Here is a 24839-nt window from a genome sequence, read left to right on the forward strand (position 1 = left end):
CGATATTAGCTATTGGATATTAGATATTAGCTCGAAAATATCGGCTTTTTTTAATATCTAATATCCAATAGCTAATATCGTAGTTGGAGTTTTTATGAATATTGTGTTGGCGAATCCGCGTGGTTTTTGTGCCGGTGTTGACCGGGCGATTACTATTGTTGAGCGCGCATTAGAGATATTTGAACCGCCTATTTATGTGCGTCATGAAGTGGTGCACAACAAATATGTGGTGGACTCGTTGCGAAACCGCGGTGCGGTATTTGTGGATGAGCTGCACGAAGTGCCGGACGACAGTATTGTGATTTTCTCAGCACATGGTGTTTCGCAAGCGGTGCGTCAAGAAGCGAAAGACCGCGGATTGCGCGTATTTGACGCAACCTGCCCATTGGTGACAAAAGTGCATATGGAAGTGACCCGTGCCAGCCGTAAAGGGCATGAGTGTGTATTGATTGGCCATGCGGGGCATCCGGAAGTAGAAGGCACCATGGGGCAGTACAACAACGCTCAGGGCGGTATTTATTTAGTCGAGTCGACTGATGATGTTGCCAAATTAACGGTTAAAGACCCAACGCAACTGCATTACATGAGCCAAACCACGTTATCCGTTGACGATACCGCTGATGTGATTGATGCCTTGCGGGAAAAATTCCCTGAGGTACAAGGGCCACGCAAAGACGATATTTGCTACGCCACTCAAAATCGTCAGGATGCCGTGCGCGAGTTGGCTGCTGAGGTTGATGTATTGTTGGTGGTTGGCGCGCGTAATAGCTCCAATTCCAACCGTTTGCGCGAACTTGCTGAAAAAATGGGCACCCCAGCTTATTTGATTGATGATGCAACCTGCATCGATAAAGCATGGTTGGACGGTAAAATGAATATTGGTGTCACCGCCGGCGCGTCAGCGCCTGAAGTGCTCGTGCGTAACGTGGTGAAGCAATTGCAAGCTTGGGGCGGCACAACGGCGCAAGAGCGCAGTGGCCGTGAAGAAAATATTACTTTCTCCATTCCCCCAGAACTGCGAGTCGTCGAACTCTAACGACGTTACTGCCAGCAGGTAGCTGGCGTTTTTTGATCGTTTTGATTAATGCTCATCGTGGCGCAATCGGTGTCCGAAGTTTGGGCTCCGGTTGCTGTAGCCGTTAACGTATAGGTTTCTGCGCCTATATTGGTAACGCTGAAAGTGTAAAACTCACTTGACGATGTAAAGCCCAAATCAGCTATAGTTGCATAGCTGGCATTACGTAATCTGTACTCTTCCTGGGCCATCTGTAATTTCATCAATTCGCCCATGGCGTCTGCCCTGCGGCCCTGTTTCACGTAGTTAGTGAAGTTCGGGTAGGCGATTGCTGCAATGATGCCTATAATTGCTACCACAATCATTAATTCGATGAGTGTCATGCCAGATAACTTTTTTTCAACTTGCATTTATTCCACCTGTTTATACTATGATTAATGCATCTGCTCATTAGTACGATAATTTTGGAACAAACGCAATGCGTCAAGGATTTACTTTACTCGAGCTTATCGTCACCTTATTAATTCTCAGTATTGTGCTGGGTTGGGGTGTGCCTGCGACTATTGATTTAGCGCGCACCATGCGCTTGCAAGGCGCTGCTCAAGACACCTATGCGTTACTGCAGTATGCCCGTTCGGATGCACTCAGTAGTGGCGAGAACCGTTTTGTGGTTTGGGATAACCTGAACGGCCAGTGGTGTGCGGCAGTAGCTGACAACGCTGATTGCGATTGTTTAACGGAAGACTGCGCTATTGATGGCGTATTGCGGCAAATAAACGGAAACGAGTATTCTGGCGTCACTTTTGCATCGGCCGCTTTCTCTGCAGGAGACCACACACGGTTTGATGCCATGCGTGGCTTAGCTGAGGGTAATGCGGGCACTGTTAGCTATCAATTAAAAAGTAATAATAATGTTATTGAGCAAGAGGTTCGGGTGGTGGTAAGTCAACTCGGACGCTTGCGTTACTGCCAGGTAGGCGGCGTGGGGAGTTATCCAGCATGTTAAAGCAACGTGGCTTGTCGTTAGTTGAATTGATGATCACGATTACCTTGGGCTTGATTTTGATGGCCGCCTTAACCTCTGTGTTCTCTGCCACTTTGGGTACCAACTCGCGCAGCTTAAAACTGAGCCAGCTGCAGGAAGAGTCAACGGCTGTCATGGATTTACTGGTTGGCGATTTACGGCGGGCTGGCTATCGCGGCAACGCCCACTTATTGGTGGTAGACCCGGATAATGCGGTTACCGGTTTTAACAATTCGATTGTGGTTTCGCAACATCCTAGTGAAGTTGCGGCCAGTTGCTTATTGTTTGATTACGATGCCAACAGCAGCAGCACGCACGACGGCGACCCGGAGCGATTTGGTTATCGCTTGCGCGATGGCCAGGTACAGCGCCGCCAGGCAGGGGCTGCATGCGGCGATGCCGGTTGGGAAGGCTTAACCAGCCCAGACCTCATTCAAGTGGATGTTTTAGAATTTGTTTTAACCGAGCGTATGCTCGATGCAGTGAACGAACAGGTTGTCGAAGTTTTAATGGTGGTGTCCTTGCCAAACGATGCTCAAATATCACGTGAACTTGCAACAGAGGTGGTGCTTCGCAATGCATTCTAAACAAACAGGCTTCGCCACCATCACACTGACTGTGTTGTTATTGTCGATTATTATTTTGGTCACGCTTTATACCGCGCGATTTAAAGTGCAAGAGCAACGTATTATGCGCAACCATGCCAGCATGCAAGAAGCATCGCTGGTTGCTGATGCAGCCATTGAGCAAGTTATTATGGAAGTCGACGGTGACCGCTCAGACTTGAATCGAACCATTGCTGGAACTATTGGCGGCGCGCAGTATTCAGCCATTCTAGCAAGCACACTGTTTGAAGAAACCATTCGTGGCGACGTGGAAATTGTCGATATTGTACTAACAGCAAACTCGGCGGACACTCGCGCTACACGCACCGTGCAGCAACAGATTGCGGTGTTACCGATGATTCGTTCGGCCCCTGATACGCCGGTAGCAATTAAAGGGAGTATGAACGTTTCAGGTAACTTTGAGGTGGTGGCCAATCCTAACGGCGGTGGCGATGGCGTACCGCTATCAATTTGGACCGAAGGTGATGTTGATATCAACGGAAGCGGCACCACCTGTGGGCAGCAAGAATATACCGAAGGCAATTGTTCATCCCAACCTTTTAGTGAGCGTGGCGAACATGGTGTCGATATTCTCGATAATGACCCGAATTTCCCCGATGATTTGTTGGAGTATTTATTTGGTGTGTCCGAACCTAAGTGGCAGGACTTACGTGACTCAGCCACAGCGATTGTTAATGGCTGTGACAGCGTTGGGCCGGCATCTACAGGTTTAATCTGGGTCATCGGTGATTGTGCACCGACAGTCGATATTGGATCTACCGTAAACCCTGTTGCTCTGGTGATTCAAGACGGAAGCTTGTTAATTAACGGTAGTACGGAAATTAATGGCATGGTGTTTGCGTTTAGAACGCCCGGTAGCACGTTGAACCACGCCTTGAAGTTAAACGGCGGCGCGACCATTAATGGCGCGGTGATGGCGAATTTCGACCCTGATTTATCTAACGGTACGCTGTTAGTGCGCTACCATGAAGAAGTGTTGACCAATTTGGTCAACAATGATGCATTTAAGCGAGTGACTCGAGTGGGAGGTAGCTGGCGTGATTTCTAATCTAGCATATGCACCGCGTAAGCGTGGTTTTACCTTTGTGGAAGTACTAGTAGCGCTGGTGATTATCGCCGTTGGCGTGACCGGGTTGGTGAGTTTGCAACGTACCTTTATGCAAAGCTCAACCCGGGCAACTGAGCATTCTGCAGCATTAGAGATTGCGCAGCAACGTCTGGAAGAGCTCAGGTTCCAGCTGTTTGAAGATATCGCGTCGGGTACCGATAACGTGCTGCGCGATGACAAAACCTATGCCGTAAGCTGGGCTGTTGCACCGCAATATTTTGACGGCCTGTGGCGCACGACGGGAGATCCAGACTTACCTAACCCATTGCCACCTGCACCGGATGCCAAGATGGTAACCATTGATGTTGCTTGGCAAATGCGTGGTGGTGAAGATCAAATTTTAACCTTAGAAGGTTGGTTAGGCCGCATCGCGATGCGCGATGGTGGCTTAGCGGTGACCACACCGCCACCACGTAATGAGCCGAGTGTTACTTATAACCCGGGTGCCGCGCCTGAAGTTATTGCGGTAAAGCTAACCGAAGACGACACGGCGCTGAGTTACCAAGTCAAGGAAACGACACGACCCACACCAACAGTTTTTCGCAGCGGTGAACGGCTAACCGTGCGATTTGATACGGTAACCTACGATGAAGCGACGCAGACGCAACGGGTCGAAGACTTTATTACGCTCAATTGCTCATGCATGTTCACTGGCTTTGAGTCGAGCTCGATTACCCCACACCGTTTGATACTAAAAGACGACCGTTTAGTGCTCGACCCAAATGGCGGTGCGGAAACCACCAAAATGACTGGCGTGTTAAATCCAGCAGTTAGTGGGCAGCCGCAGCTATGTGAACAATGTTGTAAAAACCACCATGACAACGGAACCATGGTTAATGAAGGAAATATCTTTAAGAAAGATACGCAACGTAAGCAAAATGGTAACCATCGCCATTTTTATCGCGACGCTAGCGGACTTTTAGTTGAAGCGAACCAAGGCTCGAACAATGTGTACGAAGAGTCGTGTCGCATGCGGCGTATCGACGGATGGTACGCCATGTACCCTGATTGGCAGTTTGACGCGGTGACGGTAACTTCGGCAGATTATCTGATAAATCCAAGTGGTGCAGCCACGTATACGAGTTATGTGCGGGAAGTGGTTAAATCTTTGGTGATGGATTCTGCGTTGCCAGCAGCGCCTTCGGATCGTGATATTACTGTGACGCCAGGCTCGTATCAAATGATAGGCCGTGGTATTTATTTGGACGATATGTCAGCGGACCACCTGCAAACGGTGCGCACGGCAATCTTGAATAACGAAGCCGACTGGATTTCAATGGTGCCTTTTTATGAGGTTAACCTAACCTTATTGGGAGCATGGGAAACATCGAATCAACCCGTGGCTGACATTACCAATGAGCCCGTTCAAACCATTGTGGACCCAGAACTGAATTATTATGGTACCTACAGCCGCGGTCGTGTCAGCGCGCGCGATGCGGGTATAGCGACTGTAACGATGGATGCCAACTTAGGGAATGCCAGTGTGCTTGGTAGTCTACCCGTACATCCGCTAGAAGATAGCGTGCTCAGCAGCACTGTCAATGTGACTGTTGATGCGTCGGAGGGAACGACACCGTTGTACTCCGTAACCGGTGAGATTTATTGCCTGCAGTTTAACGGGCAGCCATGTAAGAACACCCACTACCGTGATGTGAGTGTTAGCGGCGTGAATGTAACCTGTAGTTTCTCGAAACAAGGTAATGCCGATACAGGTTCGTACGCGTGTAATGGTATTCCGGCGGGCACGTCAACGACGATTAATTTTGCCAAGGCTGGTTTTACGTTCACGCCTTCGTCGGTCTCCGTTGTTAACTTAAGTACGAACGAAGTACATAACGTGCGAATGGACGAAAATTGATACGTGAGGCTTATATGGCCTTGCAAACCTGTGGTACTATCGGGTCACTTTTGTTGACCCGATAGGTTGCCTAACTTCCAATGTCTGTTGTTATTGAAACGAAACAACTCACGTCGGTTCGTGCGGGACGCACGCTCTTCTCATCGCTTTCGCTGCAACTTTGCGCCGGGGAAATTCTTCACGTTGAAGGCCCCAACGGTGCTGGCAAGTCGACACTACTACGAATTATCGCCGGTCTTTTGAGTCCGCAAGAGGGGCAGGTACTGTTGTTTGGCCAGTCTCAGCATGAAGACCCTGAACTGTGGCAACGTAACACCCTGTTCATTGGTCATAAGCCTGCCGTAAAAGCTGAACTTACCGCGTTAGAAAACCTGCATTATCAAAGTCAATTCGATGGGGCCGAACATGTTGATGCGTGGCACCTGCTTGAAACGGTTGGGTTATTGGGGTTAGAAGATATTCCAGCCCAGCAACTTTCTGCGGGGCAACAGCGCCGAGTTGCGCTTGCCCGCTTGTGGTACAGCACAGCATCGTTATGGATTCTTGATGAACCCTTTACCGCGCTAGACAGCCGTGGGATTGAATTGCTCCACGAGCGTTTTCAACATCATATTGACCAGGGAGGCACCTTGTTGCTTACCTCGCATCAACGATTAACCTGGCCCGGGGAACGATTACAAAAAATACGCATCGAACCTCATGATGAGGCGCTTGGTTATGAATAACGCAAGCACGTGGCACATATTAAAAACACTGATGCGGCGTGATTTAGCAGTAGCGCTGCGGCGGCGCAGTGATGTGATTAATCCACTGTTATTTGTATTAATCGTGGTCACTTTATTCCCACTGGCCGTTGGGCCGGGGCCTGATATCTTGGGGCGCATTGCCACGGGCGTGATTTGGGTGGCGGCGTTGTTGTCTGCGTTACTTGGTTCTGAGCGTTTGTTTCGGGATGACTTTCTTGACGGCAACCTTGAGCAAATGGTGCTGCTGCCGGCGCCACTTCCGGCACTTGCGCTGGGTAAAATTGTGGTGCACTGGTTGCTAAGCGGGTTGCCGCTAGTGATCTTAGCGCCGCTTTGCGCATTATTATTAAAACTGCCCTTTGAAGCTTGGGGCACGTTAATGCTCACACTCTTAGTGGGTACCCCAATGTTGAGTGCTATGACTGCCGTGGGAGCAGCGCTCACAGTGAGTTTAGGGCGCGGCGGTGCGCTGTTGAGTCTGTTGTTATTGCCGTTGTTTATCCCTTTGTTGATATTTGCTGCTGCGGCAGTTGAAAGTACGCTAGTGGGTACATCTGCATACGGGCAAGTGGTATTATTGGCAGGGTTAATGTTACTGACGCTAACGTTAGCGCCTCTGGCGGTGGCTGCAGCAATACGAGTGAGCGTGAATTAATATGTGGAAATGGTTACATCCATACGCCAAAGGCGAAGCAACGTTTCGACTGTTAGGTACTTGGTTGCCGTGGTTGAGCGGTTTGGCGTTCATCTTGGTTTCCGTGGGTTTGGTGTGGGGGCTGTTTTATGCGCCACCCGATTACCAGCAAGGTGACAGTTACCGAATTATCTTTATTCATGTACCGGCCGCCATGTTCTCGATGGGCGCCTACACTGGCATGGCCATTGCTGCGCTGATTGCATTGGTTTGGCAAATCCGCACAGCTGAATGGGCCATTGCTGCAATTGCCCCTGTTGGCGCGGTGCTAACCTTCGTCGCGTTGTTTACTGGCGCCGTTTGGGGCAAACCCATGTGGGGCACATGGTGGGAGTGGGACGCGCGGCTCACATCGGAATTGATCTTGTTGTTTCTTTATATCGGTGTGTTGGCGCTGTATTACGCATTTAATGATGCACGCACTGGGGCCAAGGCGGCAGCCATTTTGTCGTTGGTTGGCGTGGTGAATGTGCCGATTATTCATTTTTCGGTGTATTGGTGGAACTCGTTGCACCAAGGCGCCACCATCACCAAATTTTCAAAACCTTCGATGCCGCCGGAAATGTTGATTCCGTTGTTAGTAAGCATCGCTGGCTTTTTGTTCCTAACGGCTGCGCTGATCACACAGCGTTTACGTAATGAAATATTAAAGCAAGAGCTGCACCGCCCGTGGGCTATGCAGCAATTGGGTGTGGAGGCCAACAATGGCGTTCAATAGTTGGCAAGAAGTGATTTGGATGGATGGCTACGGATTTTATGTGTGGCTTTCGTTCGGCGTCTCAATTTTAGCGTTAGGTATATTGGTAGTGCACGGGTTGCTCACCAAGAAAACGTTGGCACGCATGGCCGTTCAAGAACAGCAGCGGCAACAGCGGTTGGCGCGTCGTAAACAGCAAGAGCGTAGTAGGAGTAAGAGTACTGATGATTCCACGTCGTAAAAAACGCCTCGCATGGGTGCTGTCTTTAATCATTGGCGTAGCCGCCGCGATAAGCTTGATTCTGTATGCGTTAACGCAAAATATTGATTTATTCTATACCCCATCAGAAATGGTTGAAGGCAAAGGCGCCGACAAGATACGCCCTGAAGTTGGTCAACGATTACGGGTTGGCGGTATGGTGGTTGAAGGTTCGGTTAAACGCGACCCACAAACGTTAGAAGTCAGTTTTCAAGTTACCGATACCGGGCCGGAAGTTACCGTGTTGTATACCGGGATTTTGCCGGATCTATTCCGCGAAGGTCAGGGCATTGTGGCGCAAGGTGTGCTGGTTGAGCCGCGTGTACTGAAAGCCACCGAGGTGTTGGCTAAGCACGACGAAGAATACATGCCGCCAGAATTGGCAGAGGCCATGAAGGGCATTAAGCACGTGAATCCGAACCAACCGGATTATACCGGTTCTGATAGCGACTCGAATGACGATAAAAAAGAGTCGGGGAATTACGAATGATTGCTGAATTTGGTCAATTGACGCTGGCGGTTGCGCTGGCGTTTTCTGTATTGTTAGCGATTTATCCGTTGTGGGGCGCGTGGCGCGGCCACAGCGGTGCAATGTTGTTGGCGCGGCCGCTGGCCTATGGTCAGTTTGTGTTCACCGCGCTTTCATATGCGGCGTTAACGTACGGCTTTATCGTTAATGACTTTAGTATTTCGTACGTTGCTCATAACTCGAACACCGCATTGCCATTGGCGTATCGCATTACTGCGGTATGGGGTTCGCACGAAGGTTCGTTCTTGCTGTGGATGCTGATGCAGGCGGGCTGGATAGCCGCCGTTGCGATGTTCTCACGCCGTATGCCGCTGACCATGATGGCGCGCGTGCTGGCGGTGTTAGGCTTGATAAGTATCGGCTTCTATTTATTTATGATGAGTGTGTCGAACCCGTTCGACCGCGCGCTGCCGCTTATTCCGGTTGATGGCCGCGATTTAAACCCGTTGCTGCAAGACCCCGGCATGATTGTTCATCCGCCTTTGCTGTACATGGGGTACGTTGGTTTCTCGGTTGCCTTCGCGTTCGCGATTGCGGCATTAATTAGTGGCAAGTTGGATGCGTCATGGGCCCGTTGGTCGCGCCCTTGGGCAACAGCAGCCTGGTGTTTTCTAACTGTCGGCATTGCGCTGGGTAGTTGGTGGGCTTACTACGAACTTGGCTGGGGTGGCTGGTGGTTCTGGGACCCTGTTGAAAACGCAAGCTTTATGCCTTGGTTGGTGGGTACCGCTTTAATCCATTCATTGGCGGTTACTGAAAAACGCGGTGCCTTTAAATCGTGGACCGTGCTGCTGGCTATTTCCGCATTTAGCTTAAGCTTGCTAGGCACTTTTCTGGTGCGCTCTGGCGTGATTGTGTCGGTGCACGCGTTTGCGACTGACCCAGCGCGTGGCTTGTTTATTCTTGGATTGCTCGCCGTGGTTATTGGCGGTTCGTTATTGCTGTTTGCACTGCGCGCAGGTGCAGTGAACAGCCATACGAAATATGAAGCGGTGTCACGTGAAGTGATGCTGCTCGGCAACAACATATTATTGATGGCGGCCACCTTGGTGGTGCTGCTCGGTACCTTGTTGCCATTGGTGCATAAAGAACTTGGTTTGGGCTCGATTTCAATTGGCGAACCCTTCTTCAACAGTATGTTTACCTGGCTGATTGTGCCGTTTGTATTTCTGATGGGGCTTGGGCCGCTCTTCCGCTGGCGGCGGCAGGAAGTCAAAGCCATTCGTAGCGACTTGATATTAGCCTTTGTGCTGGCGCTCGGATTAGGCTTGGCGTTACCGTATCTGCTGGCTGATCAAGTGATTGCCATTACGGTACTTGGCTTGGTGATGGCGTTATGGATTGTGTTAACGCTACTCACCGAGTTGAAACAACGAATTCAGCAGCGTGGTCAGGGTTTGGCGAGTTTAACCAAGTTGGGCCGCAGCCACTGGGGCATGGTGCTGGGGCACTTGGGCTTCGCAGTGGCGTTAGTTGGCATTGCCGCGGTAAGCCAATACGAGGTGGAGCGAGATGTAAGGTTAGCACCGGGCGAGTCGGTGCAGATTGAACAGTATCGTTTCCAGTTCGATTATTTAAGCGAACAGCAGGGGCCGAACTACATTGCCGACCATGCAGAATTTTCGGTATATAAAAACGATCGCAAGATAGCCGACTTGGTTACTGAGAAGCGTTTTTATACGGTACAACGTATGAGCATGACCGAAGTGGGGCTGGATTCAGGTTTCTTACGTGACTTGTATGTGGCGTTAGGTGAGCCGTTGCAAGATGCAGACAGCCCTGATGCGTGGGCTGTACGAATTTACATTAAGCCATTTGTGCGCTGGATTTGGTTAGGCGCAATTATTATGGCCCTAGGTGGCGCGCTGGCGATGAGCGACAAGCGCTACCGTTCACAACGCAAACAACGAGGTAGTTATGGCACAGCGTAGTCGATTGCGTTGGGTGGTGTTAGCGCTGCCCCTGTTAGCTTTTTTGTGGTTAACGATATTTCTTTTACGTGGTTTATTTTCAGACCCGACCGAACTCAGTTCGGCGTTGGTGGGTAAACCGGTGCCGCAATTTGAACTGCCCGATATTTATGATACCCAAAAAATTCATACTGAAAGCGTGCTGCAAGGCCGCCCGATGTTGATGAATGTTTGGGCCACGTGGTGCCCGACATGCCGTGCTGAGCACGCGTATTTAAACAAGTTAGCTGAGCAGGATGTGTACATTGTTGGGCTAAATTACAAAGATGACTCACGTGCAAAAGCAGTCAATTGGCTGAATACGCTGGGCGACCCTTACCAGGTTAATCTGTTTGACGAGCGTGGCATGGTTGCGATTGATTTCGGTGTATACGGCGCCCCGGAAACCTTTTTAATTAATGCCGCGGGTGAAGTTGTGTATCGCCATGTAGGTGACGTCAACGAGCGGGTTTGGAATAACGTGCTGGGGCCGCAATATGAGCGTTTAATGGCGGATTACACTGCGGCAGGAGGTACACCATGATACGTTCATTGTGGCTGGCTGCTGTGTTGGCATGCGTGACTGTTATCAGTGTGGCCCATGCGGTGAATCTGGAAACCTACAAATTTGACGACCCGCAAAAAGAAGCGCTTTTTCGTGAACTCATTGACGAAATACGCTGCCCGAAATGTCAAAACCAAACCATCGGTGATTCCGATGCGGCGCTGGCAAAAGACTTGCGCGACAGAACCTATTTGATGGTTCAGCAAGGTGCTAGCAAGCAAGATGTGGTTGACTACATGGTCGCGCGCTACGGCGATTTCGCGTATTATCGCCCGCCAATGAAGCTAAGCACGCTGGTGTTGTGGATTGGCCCTTTGTTGGTGATTGTTATCGGTGCAGGCGTTATTTTTGTGCGCGTTCGTGCGCGCAATAATGCTGAAGTGGAAATGAGTGCGCAGGAGCAACAACAGCTTGATGCGTTACGCGCCGGTAAACAACAGGATAAGTCGTCATGATTGTACATATCGCTTTAATTATCGCTGTGGCATTGGCAGGTGGGCTATTTTTCTTGCTCATCGGTCGGCGGCAGCGTGATCAACAGCGCACGCGACTTGACGTAAACCGTGAATTGTACGAACAGCGTAAGCTTGAACTGGTGCAAGAACGTGAAGATGGCCTGCTGAACGAAAATGCATTTAACCGTGCTAATTCTGAACTGGATAAGCGTTTTGTTACCGAAAACTCGGAATTAGAGCAGGTGCACGATCAGCAAGTAGGGCGCCATATATGGGTGCCAGCGATAGTTATCGTGGTACTTACGGTAACGCTTTATAGTTTGTTTGGCAGTTGGAGCCTGCAACGTGAGGCAGATAATGCCTTAGAGCGGTTGCCCGAGCTGGGCAAAAAGGTTTTAACCAACAGTGACGCGCAAACCACGCGCGAAGAACTGGAGGTTTTCGCTTTGGGCCTGCGTCAGCGTTTAGCGAAAGAGCCTGATGATGCAGTGGCATGGTTGGTTTATGCGCGCTCCATGAGCGCCTTAGGGCAACTGGAGCAATCGATTGATGCATATAAGAAATCATTAAGCATTGAACCGAATCGCGTTGGTACCTTACTGAGTTACGCGCAATTGTTACTGCAAACTGGCGATGAAAGTTTCATGCCAGAAGCAGCGCGTAAGCTGCAACGTGTGTTAGAACAAGAGCCCGCAAACGAAGAGGCACTCTCACTGCTTGGTTTTGTGGCGTTTCAGCGCGGCGATTGGGAACAAGCAATTACTGCGTGGGAATTGCTGTTGCAACAAATTCCAGAAGCCGATGAACGTTACCAGCCAGTTGCAACGGCGGTTGCTGATGCCAAGCAACGTTTATCAGCAACTGAGCAGCAACTCACGGTGACGGTAACCGTTTCAACTGCGATACGCGAGCAAATTCCCGCAGGCGCGACATTGTTTGTATATGTGCGCGCACCCGAAGGGCCTGGCATGCCAGCAGCGGTGATTCGTCAACCTGTAGGGGAATTTCCGGTAACCGTGACCTTATCGGATGCCAATGCCATGTTGCCTGACTATCGCATGAGTCAGTTGAACCAATGGCAGGTGATGGCGCGTATATCTGCTGATGAACAAATTGATGCGGCACCCGGCGACTTTGATGCCGAACCCGTGATTATTGAACCGTCTACCACACAGGTAGAGCTGAAAATTCAATAACCATTAACGAATAACGATCAACGATTAACGATTAACGAATAACGGACATCGGAGTAGTCATGAAACGAATGTTAGCCATCGCTGCAGTTGCCTTGCTGGTAAGCGGTTGCGCCACCACACCCGAAGAAGATACTTGGGCCGATGAGCGCGATCCGTTCGAACAAGTCAACCGCGAGGTATGGGACTTTAACGAAGAACTGGACGATGCTGTACTCCGCCCTACTGCGAAAGCCTACAGCAAGGTGCCGCAACCAATTCGCACCGGTTTGCTTAACGCCGTTGAAAACCTCGATGAAGTGTCATCGATTGTTAATAACGCCCTGCAGGGAAAAGCCGTTGATGCAGGTGTAAGCTTTTGGCGTTTTGCTATTAACAGCAGCGTCGGCGTTTTGGGCGTATTTGATGTCGCAACAGAAATGGGAATCAACCGTCGACAAGAGGGGTTTGGCGAGGTGCTGGCGTTCTATGGCGTTGGTGATGGCCCGTATTTGATGTTGCCAGCTATGGGGCCTACCGTACCGGTCGATCGTGGCGGCGACGTGGTTGATGGCATGTACTTTCCGCTTGATAACCTCAATGGGCCGACAAGCGTGGCGCGCTGGGTGATTAAAGGCTTGGAAGCGCGCATTCAAGTGATGGAACTTGAACCGATGCTGGAAGATTCATTGGATCCGTATTCGTTCGTAAAAGAGTCGTATTTCCAGCGCTGGCAAGACAAAGTTTACGACGGTAATCCACCAGCTCCCCCTGAAGAGGAAGAGCTGGACGAAGATTTTTACGACCAGTTTTAACCCCTGAAGCCTTGCGCCGCGCAAGGCTTCTGCGTTATAAAAGCCAGTCACTTTTATAACTTTAATAACTATAACTAAATTACTTGAGGAATATTTATGAGCCAGGCGCCTTCTAAGTCAGAACTTTGGGGTCACCCAAAGGGCCTGTATGTGCTTTTTACCGCCGAAATGTGGGAACGCTTTTCTTACTACGGTATGCGTGCACTATTAGTTTTAACCCTAGTTGCAGCAACTGAAGCCGCAAACCCTGGTTTTGGTATGACCGACGCAGAAGCGTTGTCGCTGTACGGTATGTATACCGGCTTGGTTTATTTTACGCCGCTTATTGGTGGCTGGTTGGCAGATAATTTCTTAGGCCAACGAAAGTCAATTCTGCTTGGTGGCCTGTTAATGGCGACAGCGCAATTTACCTTATTCGCTGCAACACCACATAGCATTGAGTTGTTTTACGTTGGTTTAGGTATTTTGATTGCCGGTAACGGTCTATTTAAGCCGAATATCTCCACCATTGTGGGTGACCTGTATACGCAAGGCGACGCCCGTCGTGATAGTGCGTTTTCAATTTTCTATATGGGGATTAACCTCGGTGCATTTATTGCGCCTTTGATTACCTCAACGCTGGGCGAAAGTGCAGATTACGGTTGGCGCTGGGGTTACTTCGCCGCCGGTGTGGGTATGACACTTGCAGTAATCACACAAGGCCTGTTTTTCCAAAAATACCTTGGCGATATCGGTAAAGTACCCGGTGCTAAACGAGATCGTGACGCCGCTGGTGGTGTGAAAAAGCCACTGACCAAAATTGAACACGACCGTTTACGCGTTATCTTGTTCTTGTTCGTATTTGTTACCGTATTCTGGCTAGCCTTTGAGCAAGCGGGCGGCTTAATGAATATCTATGCTGACCGTTTCACGGATCGGATGATAGGTACCACCGAAGTGCCAGCAGGTTACTTCCAGTCGTTAAACCCATTATTTATTTTGTTGTTTGCGCCAGTATTCTCGTTTTTGTGGATGTGGTTACACAAAAAAGATAAGAGCCCTGACGCGCCGATTAAAGTATTTACTGGCCTAATTCTTACCTCAATTGGTTTCGTGTTCTTGATTCTCGGCTTGTTCGAAATTCAGGTAACCGGTAAAGCCAACATGATGTGGCTGGTACTTGCGTACATGTTCCATACCTTAGGTGAACTCTGTATCTCACCAGTTGGCTTGTCATTGATGACCAAATTGGCACCGTTACGCCTCGCATCACTGGTTATGGGTATCTGGTTCTTAATGCCTGCTATCGCCAGCTATTTAGCCGGTATGGTTGGTGCATTTAGCGAAGAAGCAGACAAGTATTCGTTCTCGATTAATCTCGCTCAATCGATAGGCCTTGAAGCACAATACTCAGGACTACTTGTTGTGTTTGGCGGTGTCGCGGTAGGGCTGTTGTTCTTTGCCGTGGTGCTGTGGTTGATTTCTGGCATGCTGGTGAACTGGATGCACGGTGCTGAACGCGCTGCACCAACCACCGCAGTTGAAGGTGTTGAGCAAGAACTTGAAGCAGTTGCCGAGCATGAAGGCTTAGGCGACAAAGCAAAAAAACAATAGGACTGTAAAGCATGGTAAAGAAAGTTGTAATTCCGGTGGCAGGTCTAGGGACTCGGATGCTGCCAGCAACCAAAGCAATTCCAAAAGAAATGCTGCCGTTGGTTGACCGGCCGTTAATTCAGTACATTGTTGAAGAATGCGCCGCGGCGGGGCTCACCGATATTATTTTGGTGACGCACTCGAGCAAAGCGGCCATTGAAAACCATTTCGACTCGAATTATGAGTTGGAAGACATGCTGGAGAAGCGCGCGAAAGAGCAACTTTTGACCGAGGTGCGGGCAATTTGCCCGCCTAACGTCACCATTATGGCAGTGCGCCAAGACGAAGCCAAAGGCCTGGGCCATGCGGTGCTTTGCGCGCGGCCATTGATTGACGACCAGCCGTTCGCTGTGGTGTTACCTGATGTACTCGTGGATGCAGCAAGCTGCGACTTAGCCCGCGATAACCTGGCTGAAATGGTGGCAAATTTCAATGCCTCGGGCGCAGCCCAAGTCATGGTTGAGCAAGTGCCGCATGCGTTGACGAATCAGTACGGTATCGCTGATATCAATGGCGTGGCGTTGCAGCCAGGTGCGCAAGCACCGATAAAACGTTTGGTTGAAAAACCGCCCGTAGACGAAGCACCATCGGATTTAGCTGTGGTTGGCCGCTACGTGTTTCCTGCTGCCCTGTGGGCTTTGTTAGAGCGTACACCCGTTGGTGCCGGCAATGAAATTCAATTAACCGATGCCATGGCTATGCTGCTCGAGCAGCAACCGGTTAATGCGTATTACATGAAAGGTCGCAGTCACGACTGTGGTAACAAGCTTGGCTACGCACAAGCTTTTGTCGAGCATGCAATGCGCCACCCGGCCATTGCTGACGACTTTAAGGCATGGCTGTTAACCAATAACGATTAACGATTCGCTATAATCACTGCGCGGCGGGGGGCTGGGAAGCCCTCAATCGTGCGTGTGGCATCGTTCGGATCTAAAAAGTCTGCTAATGACTGGCCTTGCATCCACTCGGTGGCGCGTTGTTCTTCAAGTGAGGTGACGGACTCGTCCACCACACGGGCATTTTTAAAGCCACAGCGCTCCATCCAATGCAGTAACGCAGCAGTGCTTGGAATAAACCATACGTTGCGCATTTTGGCGTAGGTTTCGCCGGGCACTAACACGGTATGTTCGTCGCCTTCTACCACCAGAGTTTCTAAGACAAGCTCGCCGCCGGGCTTCAATTGAGCGCGCAACTGCGTGAGAAAATCAATGGGGGAGCGACGGTGGTACAGCACGCCCATACTAAACACCGTGTCAAAAGCGCGCAGCTCGGGTAAGTCTTCGACGCCTAGCGGAAACCAATGCGCGCGCTCTGCGAGCTCTTGCGGCATAAAGTGGCGTATGGCCATAAACTGAGCCATAAACAGCTGGCCGGGATCAACGCCCCAAACCTGTTCCGCGCCGCTCTCAAGCATGCGCCACAGGTGGTAGCCACTGCCGCAGCCGATATCTAGCACTTGGCGTCCGCTTAGGTCGCCGTTGTTACTTAAGTGTGGTGCGACGCGTTGCCATTTAAAATCTGAGCGCCACTCTGTATCAATGTGTACGCCGTGCACGTTAAATGGGCCTTTGCGCCAGGGAGTGAGCTGCATCATAAGCCCGCGTATGCGGTTTTGTTGGCCCTCTGAGATATCGTCGCTGGTAACGGTCACGGTGTCGGCTAGGCTGACATGCTGCGGAGCGAGCTCAGGCAATTGCGCGACACAACGCAGCCACTTGGGCAACTCACCGTGCTGCTGTTCTTTTTGCCAAGTTTCGAGTTGCGCCGGTAACGTCGTTAGCCAGTGTTGCAGCGGTGAATCTGCGACAGCAATAAGGTCTTTGGCAAAAAGGTTCATGGTTTCTCCGGTTATTTTGACGGCCAGTTACTTGACCGCGAGCATGGCGGCGAAATTGTAGCACTGGAACCACACTTGGGTGTGTTGAAAGCCAATGTCGCGCAGGCGTTCATGGTGTTGCTCGAGCGTATCGACGCGCATCACATTCTCGATGGCTGCTCGTTTTTGTGCAATTTCTAGTTCGCTGTAGCCGTTGGCGCGTTTGAATTCATGATGAATATCTACGAGCAAGTCATTCATTTGGGAATCGCTGCTACGAAATTTTTCGCTTAATAGCAGCACGCCACCGGGTTTTAAGCCGTCATAGATTTTTTTCAACAGGTCGTAGCGTTGCTCCGGCGGCACAAACTGCAGAGTAAAGTTCATTGTGACTACCGACGCATCGCGGATGTCTGACTGCTGAATGTCTTCGCAGCGGATAGTTACGGGTACGTCGCTGCGGTAACCTTGCAAGTGAAGCTTGCAGCGTTCAACCATGGCGGCCGAATTATCAATGCCAATGACGGTAACGCCGCTTAAATGTTGGCTGTTTTGGCGCATCGCCAAGGTGGCGGCACCCAGCGAGCACCCGAGGTCGTATAAATTCGAGTCGGGTTGGGCGAAGCGTTTGGTTAGCTGACCGATGCCTTGCAGAATGCTTTGATAGCCAGGTACTGAGCGATTGATCATGTCGGGGAATACTTCCACGACGGTTTGATCAAAAACAAAGTCGCTAACTTGTGGCAGTGGCTCGGCGAAGATTGAATCTTTTTTTATCATAGACAGGTTTAATCTTTGGCTGACGGTCAGGTGGGACATTTTAGCCTAAGGTGAGCTTAAACTAAATTTTTTCTCATTGATGCGCTTCATTCCGGCTTCAACTACTGACAATCAGCGCCAGTCCGTTATAATGTGCTGCTTTGTAATTTCTTAATTTGTGTTAGGGACAATCCCATGCGTAGCCATTATTGTGGACAGCTTGATAGTAGCCTTGTAGACCAGTCAGTAACTCTTTGTGGTTGGGTGAATAAACGCCGTGATTTGGGCGGTTTGATTTTTATCGATATGCGCGACCGCACCGGTTTGGTGCAGGTGGTGTTTGACCCGGATCAGCAGGCGTTATTTGAAACAGCAAACAAGTTGCGTCAAGAATTCTGCATTCGATTAACCGGTACTGTGCGGGCTCGTCCTGAAAGCCAGGTGAATAAGAGCATGGCGACGGGTGCGGTGGAATTGATGGCGACCGAATTAGAGATTATTAGTCGTTCAGAGCCGTTGCCGATTGATTTCAATCAACACGTGAGTGAAGAGCAGCGGTTACGTTTCCGTTATTTGGACTTACGCCGTCCGAATATGAATCACAATATTCAGTTTCGCGCGAAAGTAACCAGTGCGGTGCGTCGCTTCCTTGATGACAGCGGCTTTTTGGATATTGAAACGCCAATGCTAACGCGCGCAACGCCGGAAGGCGCCCGTGATTATTTGGTGCCAAGCCGGACGCATAAAGGCAAATTCTTTGCGTTGCCGCAATCGCCGCAGTTGTTTAAGCAGTTGCTGATGATGTCGGGCTTTGACCGTTACTATCAAATTGTTAAATGTTTCCGCGATGAGGATTTGCGGGCAGACCGCCAGCCCGAATTTACCCAGATTGATATTGAAACCTCGTTCATGAGTTCTGATCAGGTGATGGCTGTAACGGAGCAAATGGTTCGTGAGTTGTTTGCTGCGATGCTAGACGTTGATTTAGGCGACTTTCCGCGCATGACTTGGCACGAAGCGATGCGTCGTTTCGGCAGTGACAAGCCGGATTTGCGGAACCCGCTGGAATTGGTTGATGTTGCTGACTTATTAAAAGACGTTGAGTTTAAGGTTTTCGCTGGGCCTGCAAATGATCCGAAAGGGCGCGTCGCGGCCTTGAAAGTGCCGGGCAAAGCAGAGGCTATTTCGCGTAAAACCATTGATGAATACACGAACTTTGTTGGTATTTATGGCGCCAAGGGTTTGGCGTGGATGAAGGTTAACGACGTTGCTGCGGGTCGCGACGGCATTCAGTCACCGGTACTGAAATTTATTCCTGACGACGCGTTGAGTGCTATTTTAGAACGCACGCAAGCAGCCAACGGCGATATTATTTTCTTTGGTGCTGATAAAGCAACAACGGTTGCCGAAGCGATGGGCGCACTGCGTTTGAAAGTGGGTCAAGACTTTGACTTGGTCAGTGATGAATGGCGCCCATTGTGGGTGGTTGATTTCCCAATGTTTGAAGAGCATGAAGGCCGCTTGCATGCCATACACCATCCATTTACAGCACCAGTTGGTGTTACGCCTGAACAGCTTAAAGCGAACCCGGAAGAAGCGCTTTCAAATGCCTATGACATGGTATTAAACGGTGTTGAAGTGGGTGGTGGTTCGGTGCGTATTCACAATAACGAGATGCAGCAAGCTGCGTTTGAGATATTGGGTATTGGCAAAGACGAGGCGCAAGAAAAATTCGGCTTTTTGCTTGAGGCATTAAAGTACGGTACGCCGCCGCATGCCGGGCTCGCTTTCGGTTTAGACCGTTTAGTCATGTTGATGGTCGGCGCTAGCTCGATTCGTGAAGTGATTGCGTTCCCGAAAACTACGACTGCGGCGTGTGTGATGACAGATGCGCCTGGGGTGGCTAACCCTGAAGCATTGGCAGAACTTAATGTTGCTGTTACGGTTAAGGACAACGACTAATAATTTATTCAGCCAGGAGCGAATCATGACCATCATACTGGGAATTGACCCAGGTTCACGCCTAACCGGCTATGGTGTGATTCGCCAATCTGGCAATCAAATCACGTATTTGGGCAGCGGTTGCATCAATGTGATGCGTAGCCTAAAAGGCGAAGCTGAACCAACACTTGCCGATAAGCTCAAGGTCATCCATGATGGTATTGCAGAGCTTATCGCGCAATTCCAGCCGAACGAATTTGCGATAGAACAGGTATTTATGGCCCGCAACCCTGACTCAGCGTTAAAGTTGGGGCAGGCACGTGGTGCTGCGATTGTCGCTGCAGCAAGCGCAGGCTTACCGGTTGCTGAGTATGCTGCGCGCTTGGTCAAACAAGCTGTGGTGGGCACGGGTGCTGCCGATAAAACGCAAGTGCAACACATGGTTATGGCTATGTTGAAGTTGCAGCATAAGCCGCAGGCAGATGCTGCGGACGCGTTGGCGGTGGCTTTGTGCCATGCACATACGCGAACCCAGCTTATTGCCAGAAAAACAACATCAAGGGGACGTGCGTGATCGGACTATTGACGGGCACTTTGATTGCCAAACAACCACCGGAAATTTTAATCGATGTGCAAGGTGTCGGCTACGAAGTACAGATGCCGATGACGTGCCTGTATGAGCTGCCTAATATTGGCGAACAGGTGAAAGTAATTACCCATTTTGTGGTGCGCGAAGATGCGCAATTGTTGTATGGATTTAATACGTTTGCGGAGCGCACCTTATTTCGCCAATTGATTAAGGCGCAAGGTGTTGGGCCGAAACTCGCGCTGACGATTATGTCCGGCATGACCGCGCATCAGTTTGTGCATGCGGTTACCCACGATGACGTGACAAGTTTAGTTAAATTGCCAGGGGTAGGCCGAAAAACAGCCGAACGCTTGGTGGTTGAAATGCGTGATCGGTTAAAAAATTGGGGTACGGTTACACCAGCCACCGATGCCGCGCCGGTCGACTTTGGCGATATGAATCCAACCGTCAGTGCGGGCTCGCCGCGTGAGGATGCGTTGAGTGCGTTGTTAGCCCTTGGCTATAAGCCAGCGCAGGCAGACAAGGCAGTGGCTGCAGCAGCCAAGGCAGAGCCAGATGCTGCCAGCGAAGTGCTTATTCGCTTCGCCTTGAAGAACATGTGATAAAGATGAAAGTCGTTATTGGATATTCGTTATTGGTTATTCGAACAACGACTGACGAATAACGGATAACGCTTTTAAAGGTGTCAAAATGATTGAACCAGACCGCATTAACCAACCGCAGGCCACCGTCGATGATGAAGTTATCGATCGCGCGATTCGGCCGAAGCATCTTGCCGATTATACCGGCCAGAAGCATGTGGTTGAACAGATGGAAATCTTTATTCAAGCGGCCAGGCAGCGCGAAGAAGCACTTGATCATTTATTGATTTTTGGCCCGCCGGGGTTAGGTAAAACCACGTTAGCAAACATTGTGGCGAATGAGTTGAACGTAAATATCCGGCAAACTTCGGGCCCCGTGCTGGAAAAGGCGGGTGATCTTGCGGCATTGTTAACCAACCTTGAAGAACATGATGTGTTGTTCATTGATGAAATTCATCGGTTAAGTCCGGTGGTTGAAGAAATTCTTTATCCAGCGATGGAAGATTATCAGCTAGATATCATGATTGGTGAAGGCCCCGCGGCGCGTTCGATTAAACTGGAATTGCCGCCGTTTACTCTTATTGGCGCAACGACTCGCGCAGGGGCTTTAACTTCACCGCTGCGAGACCGCTTCGGCATTGTGCAGCGCCTTGAGTTCTACAACGTTGAAGAACTGACAACGATTATTCGCCGTTCGGCCAAGTATTTAAATTTAAACCTGGAACCTGCAGGTGCTTTGGAAATAGCGCGACGTTCGCGTGGTACACCGCGTATTGCGAACCGCCTATTACGCCGTGTACGCGATTTCGCCGAAGTAAAAAACAATGGCCACATCGATGAAGTTACGGCGTCTGCTGCATTGCTTATGGTGGATGTTGACGAAGCGGGCTTTGATTACATGGATCGTAAGCTGCTGTTAGCGATTATCGAGAAGTTTATGGGCGGGCCAGTTGGTTTAGATAATCTGGCAGCCGCTATCGGTGAAGAAAAAGATACCATTGAAGATGTATTGGAGCCGTATTTGATTCAGCAAGGCTTCTTGCAGCGCACGCCGCGCGGTCGAATTGCAACGCCGCATGCATATGCGCACTTCGGTTTGGGGAAAGATTAAAAGCGTTATTGGTTATTGGTTATTGGTTATTGGTTATTCGAAAAAGCGAAACAGCGAAACTCACGAATAACTAATAACTAATAACTAATATCGCCTTTGAATTTAGAACAAAAAAAAGCCCGCTCAGGGAGCGGGCAAAATACAGAACAACAAGGAAGTTAAATCCAGGGAACAATAACAGGAAGAAGTGACAACCGGTCTCTTCGTATCTGGTATATGCAGCGCATTATACGGAGGACAGACCAGCTTTCAAACGAGAAAAATTGTATTTCACATTACTTTTACTAATGAGTTGATGTGTGAGCTGGTTAAAAACTGTTCTTGCGAAAATTGGTCTGACCAAGTTAAAGCCCGAATATTAAGGGTTTTGTAAAAATTGGTCAGATCGTTAAGATGAAAAAATATCTGGTGTAAAATTGAACAAGTTAACATTTGAATGGCCGATACGGGTTTATTACGAAGACACAGATGCTGGCGGTATCGTTTATTATGCCAACTATCTCAAATTCCTTGAGCGAGCACGCACAGAATGGCTACGCTCTCTAGGGATTGAACAAAATACTTGGCTTGAACACCGTATTGGTTTTGTTGTGCGTCAGGTGCAAATGGATTTGATTGCGCCGGCTCGGTTTAATGATGAACTGAAGGTGACTGTTGTGGTCGAACGCCTCGGTAAGGCTTCGGTAGTGTTTTCGCAGCAGGTACTGCATAGCGATGGAAGAATTTTTTGTGAGGCGCAGATTAAAGCAGCCTGTGTGAATTTAGGGCAATCGGGTGAGTCTGTAAGAGCAGTGCCTATGCCAATGGAAATTTTTGAGGTGTTGAAACGTGCAAACTGAATTATCGATAACCGCGCTTATTTTAGAAGCTAGCATTGTTGTACAGCTAGTGATGTTGTTACTGCTGGGCTTTTCAGTGGTGGGTTGGATGATGATTTTTCAACGCGCAAAAGTATTAAAAACTGCGTCACAAAGTGCTTTGCAATTTGAAGATAGGTTTTGGTCTGGTGTTGATCTGGCGCGCTTATTTCAAGAGGTTTCAGCCCGTGCGCAGAATGCGTCAGGCATGGAAAAGTTGTTTCATGCGGGCTTTAAAGAGTTTGCGCGGTTGCGTAACAACCAAGGGCTGGAGCAACAGCAAGTGTTGGACGCGTCGTACCGTGCGATGCGGGTGGTGCATTCCCGCGAACTGGACCGCTTAGAAAGTAATTTGTCATTTTTGGCCACTATCGGCTCGATAAGCCCTTATGTGGGTTTGTTCGGTACGGTGTGGGGCATCATGAACGCATTTATTGGTTTGGGTGCTGTGCAACAGGCAACCTTAGCCATGGTGGCGCCAGGTATTGCGGAGGCGTTGATCGCAACGGCAATGGGCCTATTTGCAGCGATTCCAGCAGTTATTGCATACAACCGCTTTACCTATCGGGTAGAAAAAGTTGATAACCAATACGTGAACTTTATGGATGAGCTAATGGCTATTTTGCAGCGCCAAGGTTCACAAGTTAAAGCGAGCAAGCCGGCATGATGACGGTGACGCGCAGACGCCGTAAACAGGTGTCCGAGATTAATGTGGTACCTTACATAGACGTTATGCTGGTGCTGCTAATCATTTTCATGGTTACCGCACCGCTGATTACGCAAGGGGTAAAGGTTGATTTACCGAAGGCCTCAGCAGAGCCGCTTGACCCTGAAAGTAAGCCACCGATTGTGGTTTCCGTTGATAAAGACGGAAATTATTTTTTAAGTACCGCCAATGACCCGAATGAAGCGATTGACGTGGTTGATTTGGCTGTGGCGGTGCAAGCTGAGTTGCAAGTTAGCCCTGAACGACCGGTGGTGGTGAAGGGGGACGGTGCGGTACAATACAACCAAGTGGTTCAATTGATGGTATTGTTGCAACGTGCGGGTGTACCTCAAGTTGGTTTGATGACGGATAATTCGGCAGGTGAGCAGTAGTGGCAAAGAAAGGTTGGTCGTGGCCAAGTGAGTGGACAGTTCCGCTGGCACTTTCTGTGTTGGTGCATGTTGCCATTGTTGGGTTAATGATTTTTGGCATGCATTTTCAAATGCCATTTGATAAAACGCCGCTTCAGGTTGAATTAGCGACACCTGATGAGCCGCAACCGGATAACCGGGAAATTGTGCAAGCTGTTACGGTTGATCAATCTGCTGTTGAGCAGCGGGTTAATGAAATTCGCGAGCGTGAACGGCAGCAAGATTTGGCCGAAAAACGCCGCCAGGAAGAATTGGAACGACGCGCAGTTGAAGCGCGTAAAGCACGTGAAGCTGAACAGCAACGTTTACGCGAGTTACAGCAACAACAAGAAGCTGAACGGCGCAAGTTAGAACAAGAGAAAGCGGCGGCCCAGAAGCAACGCGAAGAAGCCGAACAGGCCGCAGCTGCAGCAGCGGAACGCCGCAAGCGCGAAGAAGAAGCGGCGGCTAAAGCCGAAGCAGAACGCAAGCGTAAAGAAGAAGAGGCGCGTAAGGCGGAAGCTGAGCGGAAAAAACGTGAGCAGGAAGCGCGCGAGCGTGCTGAGCGCGAACGCCAGTTGCAAGAAGAACTGGAACGCGAAGCACAAGCACGTGCGTCGGCGCGCCGGCAACAAGTTCAGAGCGAAGTTGATCGCTATTCAGCGCTGATTCGAAATACTGTGACACGCAACTGGATTGTTGATGATTCGATGCGTGGTAAAGAATGCCGATTAAACATCACCTTGGCACGGAGTGGTTTTGTGACTTCCGTTAGCGAAGGCGAGGGGGACCGCGCGGTTTGTGAGTCTGCACGCCGTGCGATTCTAAAAGTAGGTACGTTACCTATGTCGAAAGACCCCGATGTTTATGAACAAATGAAAGACATTACTTTTCCTTTTAAAGCGGAATAAATAAAGAAGCTTAT

At 49.8% G+C, this 24839-nt stretch carries 28 protein-coding genes; 25 read left to right on the plus strand and 3 right to left on the minus strand.

Translation table 11 applies throughout. The features are described 5' to 3' along the window. The first annotated feature begins 94 nt into the window (after positions 1-94). Complete coding sequence (gene ispH / locus ACN0UN_RS09160) at positions 95-1036, plus strand: 4-hydroxy-3-methylbut-2-enyl diphosphate reductase (protein ID WP_417659708.1); 942 nt, start codon at positions 95-97, stop codon at positions 1034-1036. Positions 1037-1041: 5 nt separating this feature from the next. Here ispH and ACN0UN_RS09165 read toward each other — a convergent pair whose 3' ends face one another. Beyond that, the gene (locus ACN0UN_RS09165) at positions 1042-1425 is read right to left on the minus strand and encodes a type IV pilin protein (protein ID WP_417659709.1); all 384 of its coding nucleotides are present in this window, start codon (positions 1423-1425) and stop codon (positions 1042-1044) included. 68 nt (positions 1426-1493) lie between these two features. Here ACN0UN_RS09165 and ACN0UN_RS09170 point away from each other — a divergent pair, with 68 nt between their 5' ends. The 16 genes from ACN0UN_RS09170 (at position 1494) to galU (ending at position 16004) form a co-directional block, all read left to right on the plus strand. Continuing rightward, positions 1494-2021, plus strand: a complete 528-nt coding sequence (locus ACN0UN_RS09170) for a GspH/FimT family pseudopilin (RefSeq protein WP_417659710.1) — start codon at positions 1494-1496, stop codon at positions 2019-2021. Next, positions 2015-2626 carry a prepilin-type N-terminal cleavage/methylation domain-containing protein gene (locus ACN0UN_RS09175; protein WP_417659711.1) on the plus strand — a complete coding sequence of 204 codons (612 nt, stop codon included), beginning with the start codon at positions 2015-2017 and terminating at the stop codon, positions 2624-2626. The genes ACN0UN_RS09170 and ACN0UN_RS09175 overlap by 7 nt, the downstream gene beginning before the upstream one ends. Continuing rightward, entirely contained in the window at positions 2616-3713 is a 1098-nt protein-coding gene (locus ACN0UN_RS09180; RefSeq protein ID WP_417659712.1) for a hypothetical protein, read from the plus strand. Before ACN0UN_RS09175 ends, ACN0UN_RS09180 begins: the two co-directional genes overlap by 11 nt. After that, positions 3703-5631, plus strand: a complete 1929-nt coding sequence (locus tag ACN0UN_RS09185) for a type IV pilus modification PilV family protein (protein WP_417659713.1) — start codon at positions 3703-3705, stop codon at positions 5629-5631. The genes ACN0UN_RS09180 and ACN0UN_RS09185 overlap by 11 nt, the downstream gene beginning before the upstream one ends. An 80-nt stretch (positions 5632-5711) precedes the next feature. Continuing rightward, entirely contained in the window at positions 5712-6356 is a 645-nt protein-coding gene (gene ccmA / locus ACN0UN_RS09190) for a cytochrome c biogenesis heme-transporting ATPase CcmA (protein WP_417659714.1), read from the plus strand. Continuing rightward, positions 6349-7032 (plus strand): heme exporter protein CcmB, encoded by a 684-nt coding sequence (gene ccmB, locus ACN0UN_RS09195; RefSeq protein WP_417659715.1) that lies wholly within the window; start codon positions 6349-6351, stop codon positions 7030-7032. Before ccmA ends, ccmB begins: the two co-directional genes overlap by 8 nt. Position 7033: 1 nt before the next feature. Then, complete coding sequence (locus ACN0UN_RS09200; RefSeq protein WP_417659716.1) at positions 7034-7789, plus strand: heme ABC transporter permease; 756 nt, start codon at positions 7034-7036, stop codon at positions 7787-7789. After that, on the plus strand, positions 7776-8009 hold the full coding sequence (ccmD, locus tag ACN0UN_RS09205; RefSeq protein WP_417659717.1) for a heme exporter protein CcmD: 234 nt from the start codon (positions 7776-7778) through the stop codon (positions 8007-8009). Before ACN0UN_RS09200 ends, ccmD begins: the two co-directional genes overlap by 14 nt. Then, positions 7993-8517 carry a cytochrome c maturation protein CcmE gene (gene ccmE / locus ACN0UN_RS09210; RefSeq protein ID WP_417659718.1) on the plus strand — a complete coding sequence of 175 codons (525 nt, stop codon included), beginning with the start codon at positions 7993-7995 and terminating at the stop codon, positions 8515-8517. Before ccmD ends, ccmE begins: the two co-directional genes overlap by 17 nt. Beyond that, positions 8514-10487 (plus strand): heme lyase CcmF/NrfE family subunit, encoded by a 1974-nt coding sequence (locus tag ACN0UN_RS09215; protein WP_417659719.1) that lies wholly within the window; start codon positions 8514-8516, stop codon positions 10485-10487. Before ccmE ends, ACN0UN_RS09215 begins: the two co-directional genes overlap by 4 nt. Next, entirely contained in the window at positions 10474-11049 is a 576-nt protein-coding gene (locus tag ACN0UN_RS09220) for a DsbE family thiol:disulfide interchange protein (protein WP_417659720.1), read from the plus strand. The genes ACN0UN_RS09215 and ACN0UN_RS09220 overlap by 14 nt, the downstream gene beginning before the upstream one ends. Next, positions 11046-11525: a cytochrome c-type biogenesis protein gene (locus ACN0UN_RS09225; protein ID WP_417659721.1), complete on the plus strand. Its 480-nt coding sequence runs from the start codon at positions 11046-11048 to the stop codon at positions 11523-11525. The genes ACN0UN_RS09220 and ACN0UN_RS09225 overlap by 4 nt, the downstream gene beginning before the upstream one ends. Continuing rightward, positions 11522-12721 carry a c-type cytochrome biogenesis protein CcmI gene (gene ccmI, locus ACN0UN_RS09230; RefSeq protein ID WP_417659722.1) on the plus strand — a complete coding sequence of 400 codons (1200 nt, stop codon included), beginning with the start codon at positions 11522-11524 and terminating at the stop codon, positions 12719-12721. Before ACN0UN_RS09225 ends, ccmI begins: the two co-directional genes overlap by 4 nt. A gap of 59 nt (positions 12722-12780) precedes the next feature. Beyond that, positions 12781-13512, plus strand: coding sequence for a VacJ family lipoprotein (locus ACN0UN_RS09235; protein WP_417659723.1), 732 nt, complete (start codon positions 12781-12783; stop codon positions 13510-13512). Between the two features lie 96 nt (positions 13513-13608). Beyond that, on the plus strand, positions 13609-15105 hold the full coding sequence (locus ACN0UN_RS09240) for a peptide MFS transporter (RefSeq protein ID WP_417659724.1): 1497 nt from the start codon (positions 13609-13611) through the stop codon (positions 15103-15105). 11 nt (positions 15106-15116) lie between these two features. Continuing rightward, the gene (gene galU, locus ACN0UN_RS09245; protein ID WP_417659725.1) at positions 15117-16004 is read left to right on the plus strand and encodes a UTP--glucose-1-phosphate uridylyltransferase GalU; all 888 of its coding nucleotides are present in this window, start codon (positions 15117-15119) and stop codon (positions 16002-16004) included. Here galU and cmoB read toward each other — a convergent pair. Further along, the gene (gene cmoB, locus ACN0UN_RS09250; RefSeq protein WP_417659726.1) at positions 16001-16981 is read right to left on the minus strand and encodes a tRNA 5-methoxyuridine(34)/uridine 5-oxyacetic acid(34) synthase CmoB; all 981 of its coding nucleotides are present in this window, start codon (positions 16979-16981) and stop codon (positions 16001-16003) included. The two genes, galU and cmoB, sit on opposite strands and share 4 nt — an antisense overlap. A gap of 27 nt (positions 16982-17008) precedes the next feature. Further along, the gene (cmoA, locus tag ACN0UN_RS09255; protein WP_417659727.1) at positions 17009-17740 is read right to left on the minus strand and encodes a carboxy-S-adenosyl-L-methionine synthase CmoA; all 732 of its coding nucleotides are present in this window, start codon (positions 17738-17740) and stop codon (positions 17009-17011) included. Between the two features lie 174 nt (positions 17741-17914). Here cmoA and aspS point away from each other — a divergent pair, with 174 nt between their 5' ends. The 8 genes from aspS to tolA all read left to right on the plus strand — a co-directional run bounded on the left by aspS (position 17915) and on the right by tolA (position 24825). After that, the gene (aspS, locus tag ACN0UN_RS09260; RefSeq protein WP_417659728.1) at positions 17915-19681 is read left to right on the plus strand and encodes an aspartate--tRNA ligase; all 1767 of its coding nucleotides are present in this window, start codon (positions 17915-17917) and stop codon (positions 19679-19681) included. A 25-nt stretch (positions 19682-19706) separates the two neighbouring features. Next, positions 19707-20234: a crossover junction endodeoxyribonuclease RuvC gene (ruvC, locus tag ACN0UN_RS09265; RefSeq protein ID WP_128351207.1), complete on the plus strand. Its 528-nt coding sequence runs from the start codon at positions 19707-19709 to the stop codon at positions 20232-20234. Beyond that, the gene (gene ruvA / locus ACN0UN_RS09270) at positions 20231-20851 is read left to right on the plus strand and encodes a Holliday junction branch migration protein RuvA (RefSeq protein WP_417659729.1); all 621 of its coding nucleotides are present in this window, start codon (positions 20231-20233) and stop codon (positions 20849-20851) included. Before ruvC ends, ruvA begins: the two co-directional genes overlap by 4 nt. Before the next feature lie 88 nt (positions 20852-20939). Next, positions 20940-21941, plus strand: coding sequence for a Holliday junction branch migration DNA helicase RuvB (gene ruvB / locus ACN0UN_RS09275; protein ID WP_417659730.1), 1002 nt, complete (start codon positions 20940-20942; stop codon positions 21939-21941). 416 nt (positions 21942-22357) lie between these two features. Continuing rightward, positions 22358-22780 carry a tol-pal system-associated acyl-CoA thioesterase gene (gene ybgC, locus ACN0UN_RS09280; RefSeq protein WP_417659731.1) on the plus strand — a complete coding sequence of 141 codons (423 nt, stop codon included), beginning with the start codon at positions 22358-22360 and terminating at the stop codon, positions 22778-22780. Then, a complete protein-coding gene (tolQ, locus tag ACN0UN_RS09285) occupies positions 22770-23465 on the plus strand; it encodes a protein TolQ (protein ID WP_417659732.1) in 696 nt (231 codons plus the stop codon). The genes ybgC and tolQ overlap by 11 nt, the downstream gene beginning before the upstream one ends. Continuing rightward, complete coding sequence (tolR, locus tag ACN0UN_RS09290) at positions 23462-23896, plus strand: protein TolR (protein ID WP_417659733.1); 435 nt, start codon at positions 23462-23464, stop codon at positions 23894-23896. The genes tolQ and tolR overlap by 4 nt, the downstream gene beginning before the upstream one ends. Further along, on the plus strand, positions 23896-24825 hold the full coding sequence (tolA, locus tag ACN0UN_RS09295) for a cell envelope integrity protein TolA (RefSeq protein WP_417659734.1): 930 nt from the start codon (positions 23896-23898) through the stop codon (positions 24823-24825). The genes tolR and tolA overlap by 1 nt, the downstream gene beginning before the upstream one ends. Positions 24826-24839: the final 14 nt, after the last annotated feature.

The organism is Pseudidiomarina sp. (genome assembly GCF_048267825.1).
In the GTDB taxonomy this organism is placed as follows: Bacteria; Pseudomonadota; Gammaproteobacteria; order Enterobacterales; family Alteromonadaceae; genus Pseudidiomarina.

Bases quoted from the DNA above. Each gene is read 5' to 3' on its own strand.
- ispH (WP_417659708.1), top strand. From the start codon at position 95: ATGAATATTGTGTTGGCGAATCCGCGTGGTTTTTGTGCCGGTGTTGAC.
- ACN0UN_RS09165 (WP_417659709.1), bottom strand. From the start codon at position 1,425: ATGCAAGTTGAAAAAAAGTTATCTGGCATGACACTCATCGAATTAATG.
- ACN0UN_RS09170 (WP_417659710.1), top strand. From the start codon at position 1,494: ATGCGTCAAGGATTTACTTTACTCGAGCTTATCGTCACCTTATTAATT.
- ACN0UN_RS09175 (WP_417659711.1), top strand. From the start codon at position 2,015: ATGTTAAAGCAACGTGGCTTGTCGTTAGTTGAATTGATGATCACGATT.
- ACN0UN_RS09180 (WP_417659712.1), top strand. From the start codon at position 2,616: ATGCATTCTAAACAAACAGGCTTCGCCACCATCACACTGACTGTGTTG.
- ccmA (WP_417659714.1), top strand. From the start codon at position 5,712: ATGTCTGTTGTTATTGAAACGAAACAACTCACGTCGGTTCGTGCGGGA.
- ccmB (WP_417659715.1), top strand. From the start codon at position 6,349: ATGAATAACGCAAGCACGTGGCACATATTAAAAACACTGATGCGGCGT.
- ACN0UN_RS09200 (WP_417659716.1), top strand. From the start codon at position 7,034: ATGTGGAAATGGTTACATCCATACGCCAAAGGCGAAGCAACGTTTCGA.
- ccmD (WP_417659717.1), top strand. From the start codon at position 7,776: ATGGCGTTCAATAGTTGGCAAGAAGTGATTTGGATGGATGGCTACGGA.
- ccmE (WP_417659718.1), top strand. From the start codon at position 7,993: ATGATTCCACGTCGTAAAAAACGCCTCGCATGGGTGCTGTCTTTAATC.
- ACN0UN_RS09215 (WP_417659719.1), top strand. From the start codon at position 8,514: ATGATTGCTGAATTTGGTCAATTGACGCTGGCGGTTGCGCTGGCGTTT.
- ACN0UN_RS09220 (WP_417659720.1), top strand. From the start codon at position 10,474: ATGGCACAGCGTAGTCGATTGCGTTGGGTGGTGTTAGCGCTGCCCCTG.
- ACN0UN_RS09225 (WP_417659721.1), top strand. From the start codon at position 11,046: ATGATACGTTCATTGTGGCTGGCTGCTGTGTTGGCATGCGTGACTGTT.
- ccmI (WP_417659722.1), top strand. From the start codon at position 11,522: ATGATTGTACATATCGCTTTAATTATCGCTGTGGCATTGGCAGGTGGG.
- ACN0UN_RS09235 (WP_417659723.1), top strand. From the start codon at position 12,781: ATGAAACGAATGTTAGCCATCGCTGCAGTTGCCTTGCTGGTAAGCGGT.
- ACN0UN_RS09240 (WP_417659724.1), top strand. From the start codon at position 13,609: ATGAGCCAGGCGCCTTCTAAGTCAGAACTTTGGGGTCACCCAAAGGGC.
- galU (WP_417659725.1), top strand. From the start codon at position 15,117: ATGGTAAAGAAAGTTGTAATTCCGGTGGCAGGTCTAGGGACTCGGATG.
- cmoB (WP_417659726.1), bottom strand. From the start codon at position 16,981: ATGAACCTTTTTGCCAAAGACCTTATTGCTGTCGCAGATTCACCGCTG.
- cmoA (WP_417659727.1), bottom strand. From the start codon at position 17,740: ATGATAAAAAAAGATTCAATCTTCGCCGAGCCACTGCCACAAGTTAGC.
- aspS (WP_417659728.1), top strand. From the start codon at position 17,915: ATGCGTAGCCATTATTGTGGACAGCTTGATAGTAGCCTTGTAGACCAG.
- ruvC (WP_128351207.1), top strand. From the start codon at position 19,707: ATGACCATCATACTGGGAATTGACCCAGGTTCACGCCTAACCGGCTAT.
- ruvB (WP_417659730.1), top strand. From the start codon at position 20,940: ATGATTGAACCAGACCGCATTAACCAACCGCAGGCCACCGTCGATGAT.
- tolR (WP_417659733.1), top strand. From the start codon at position 23,462: ATGATGACGGTGACGCGCAGACGCCGTAAACAGGTGTCCGAGATTAAT.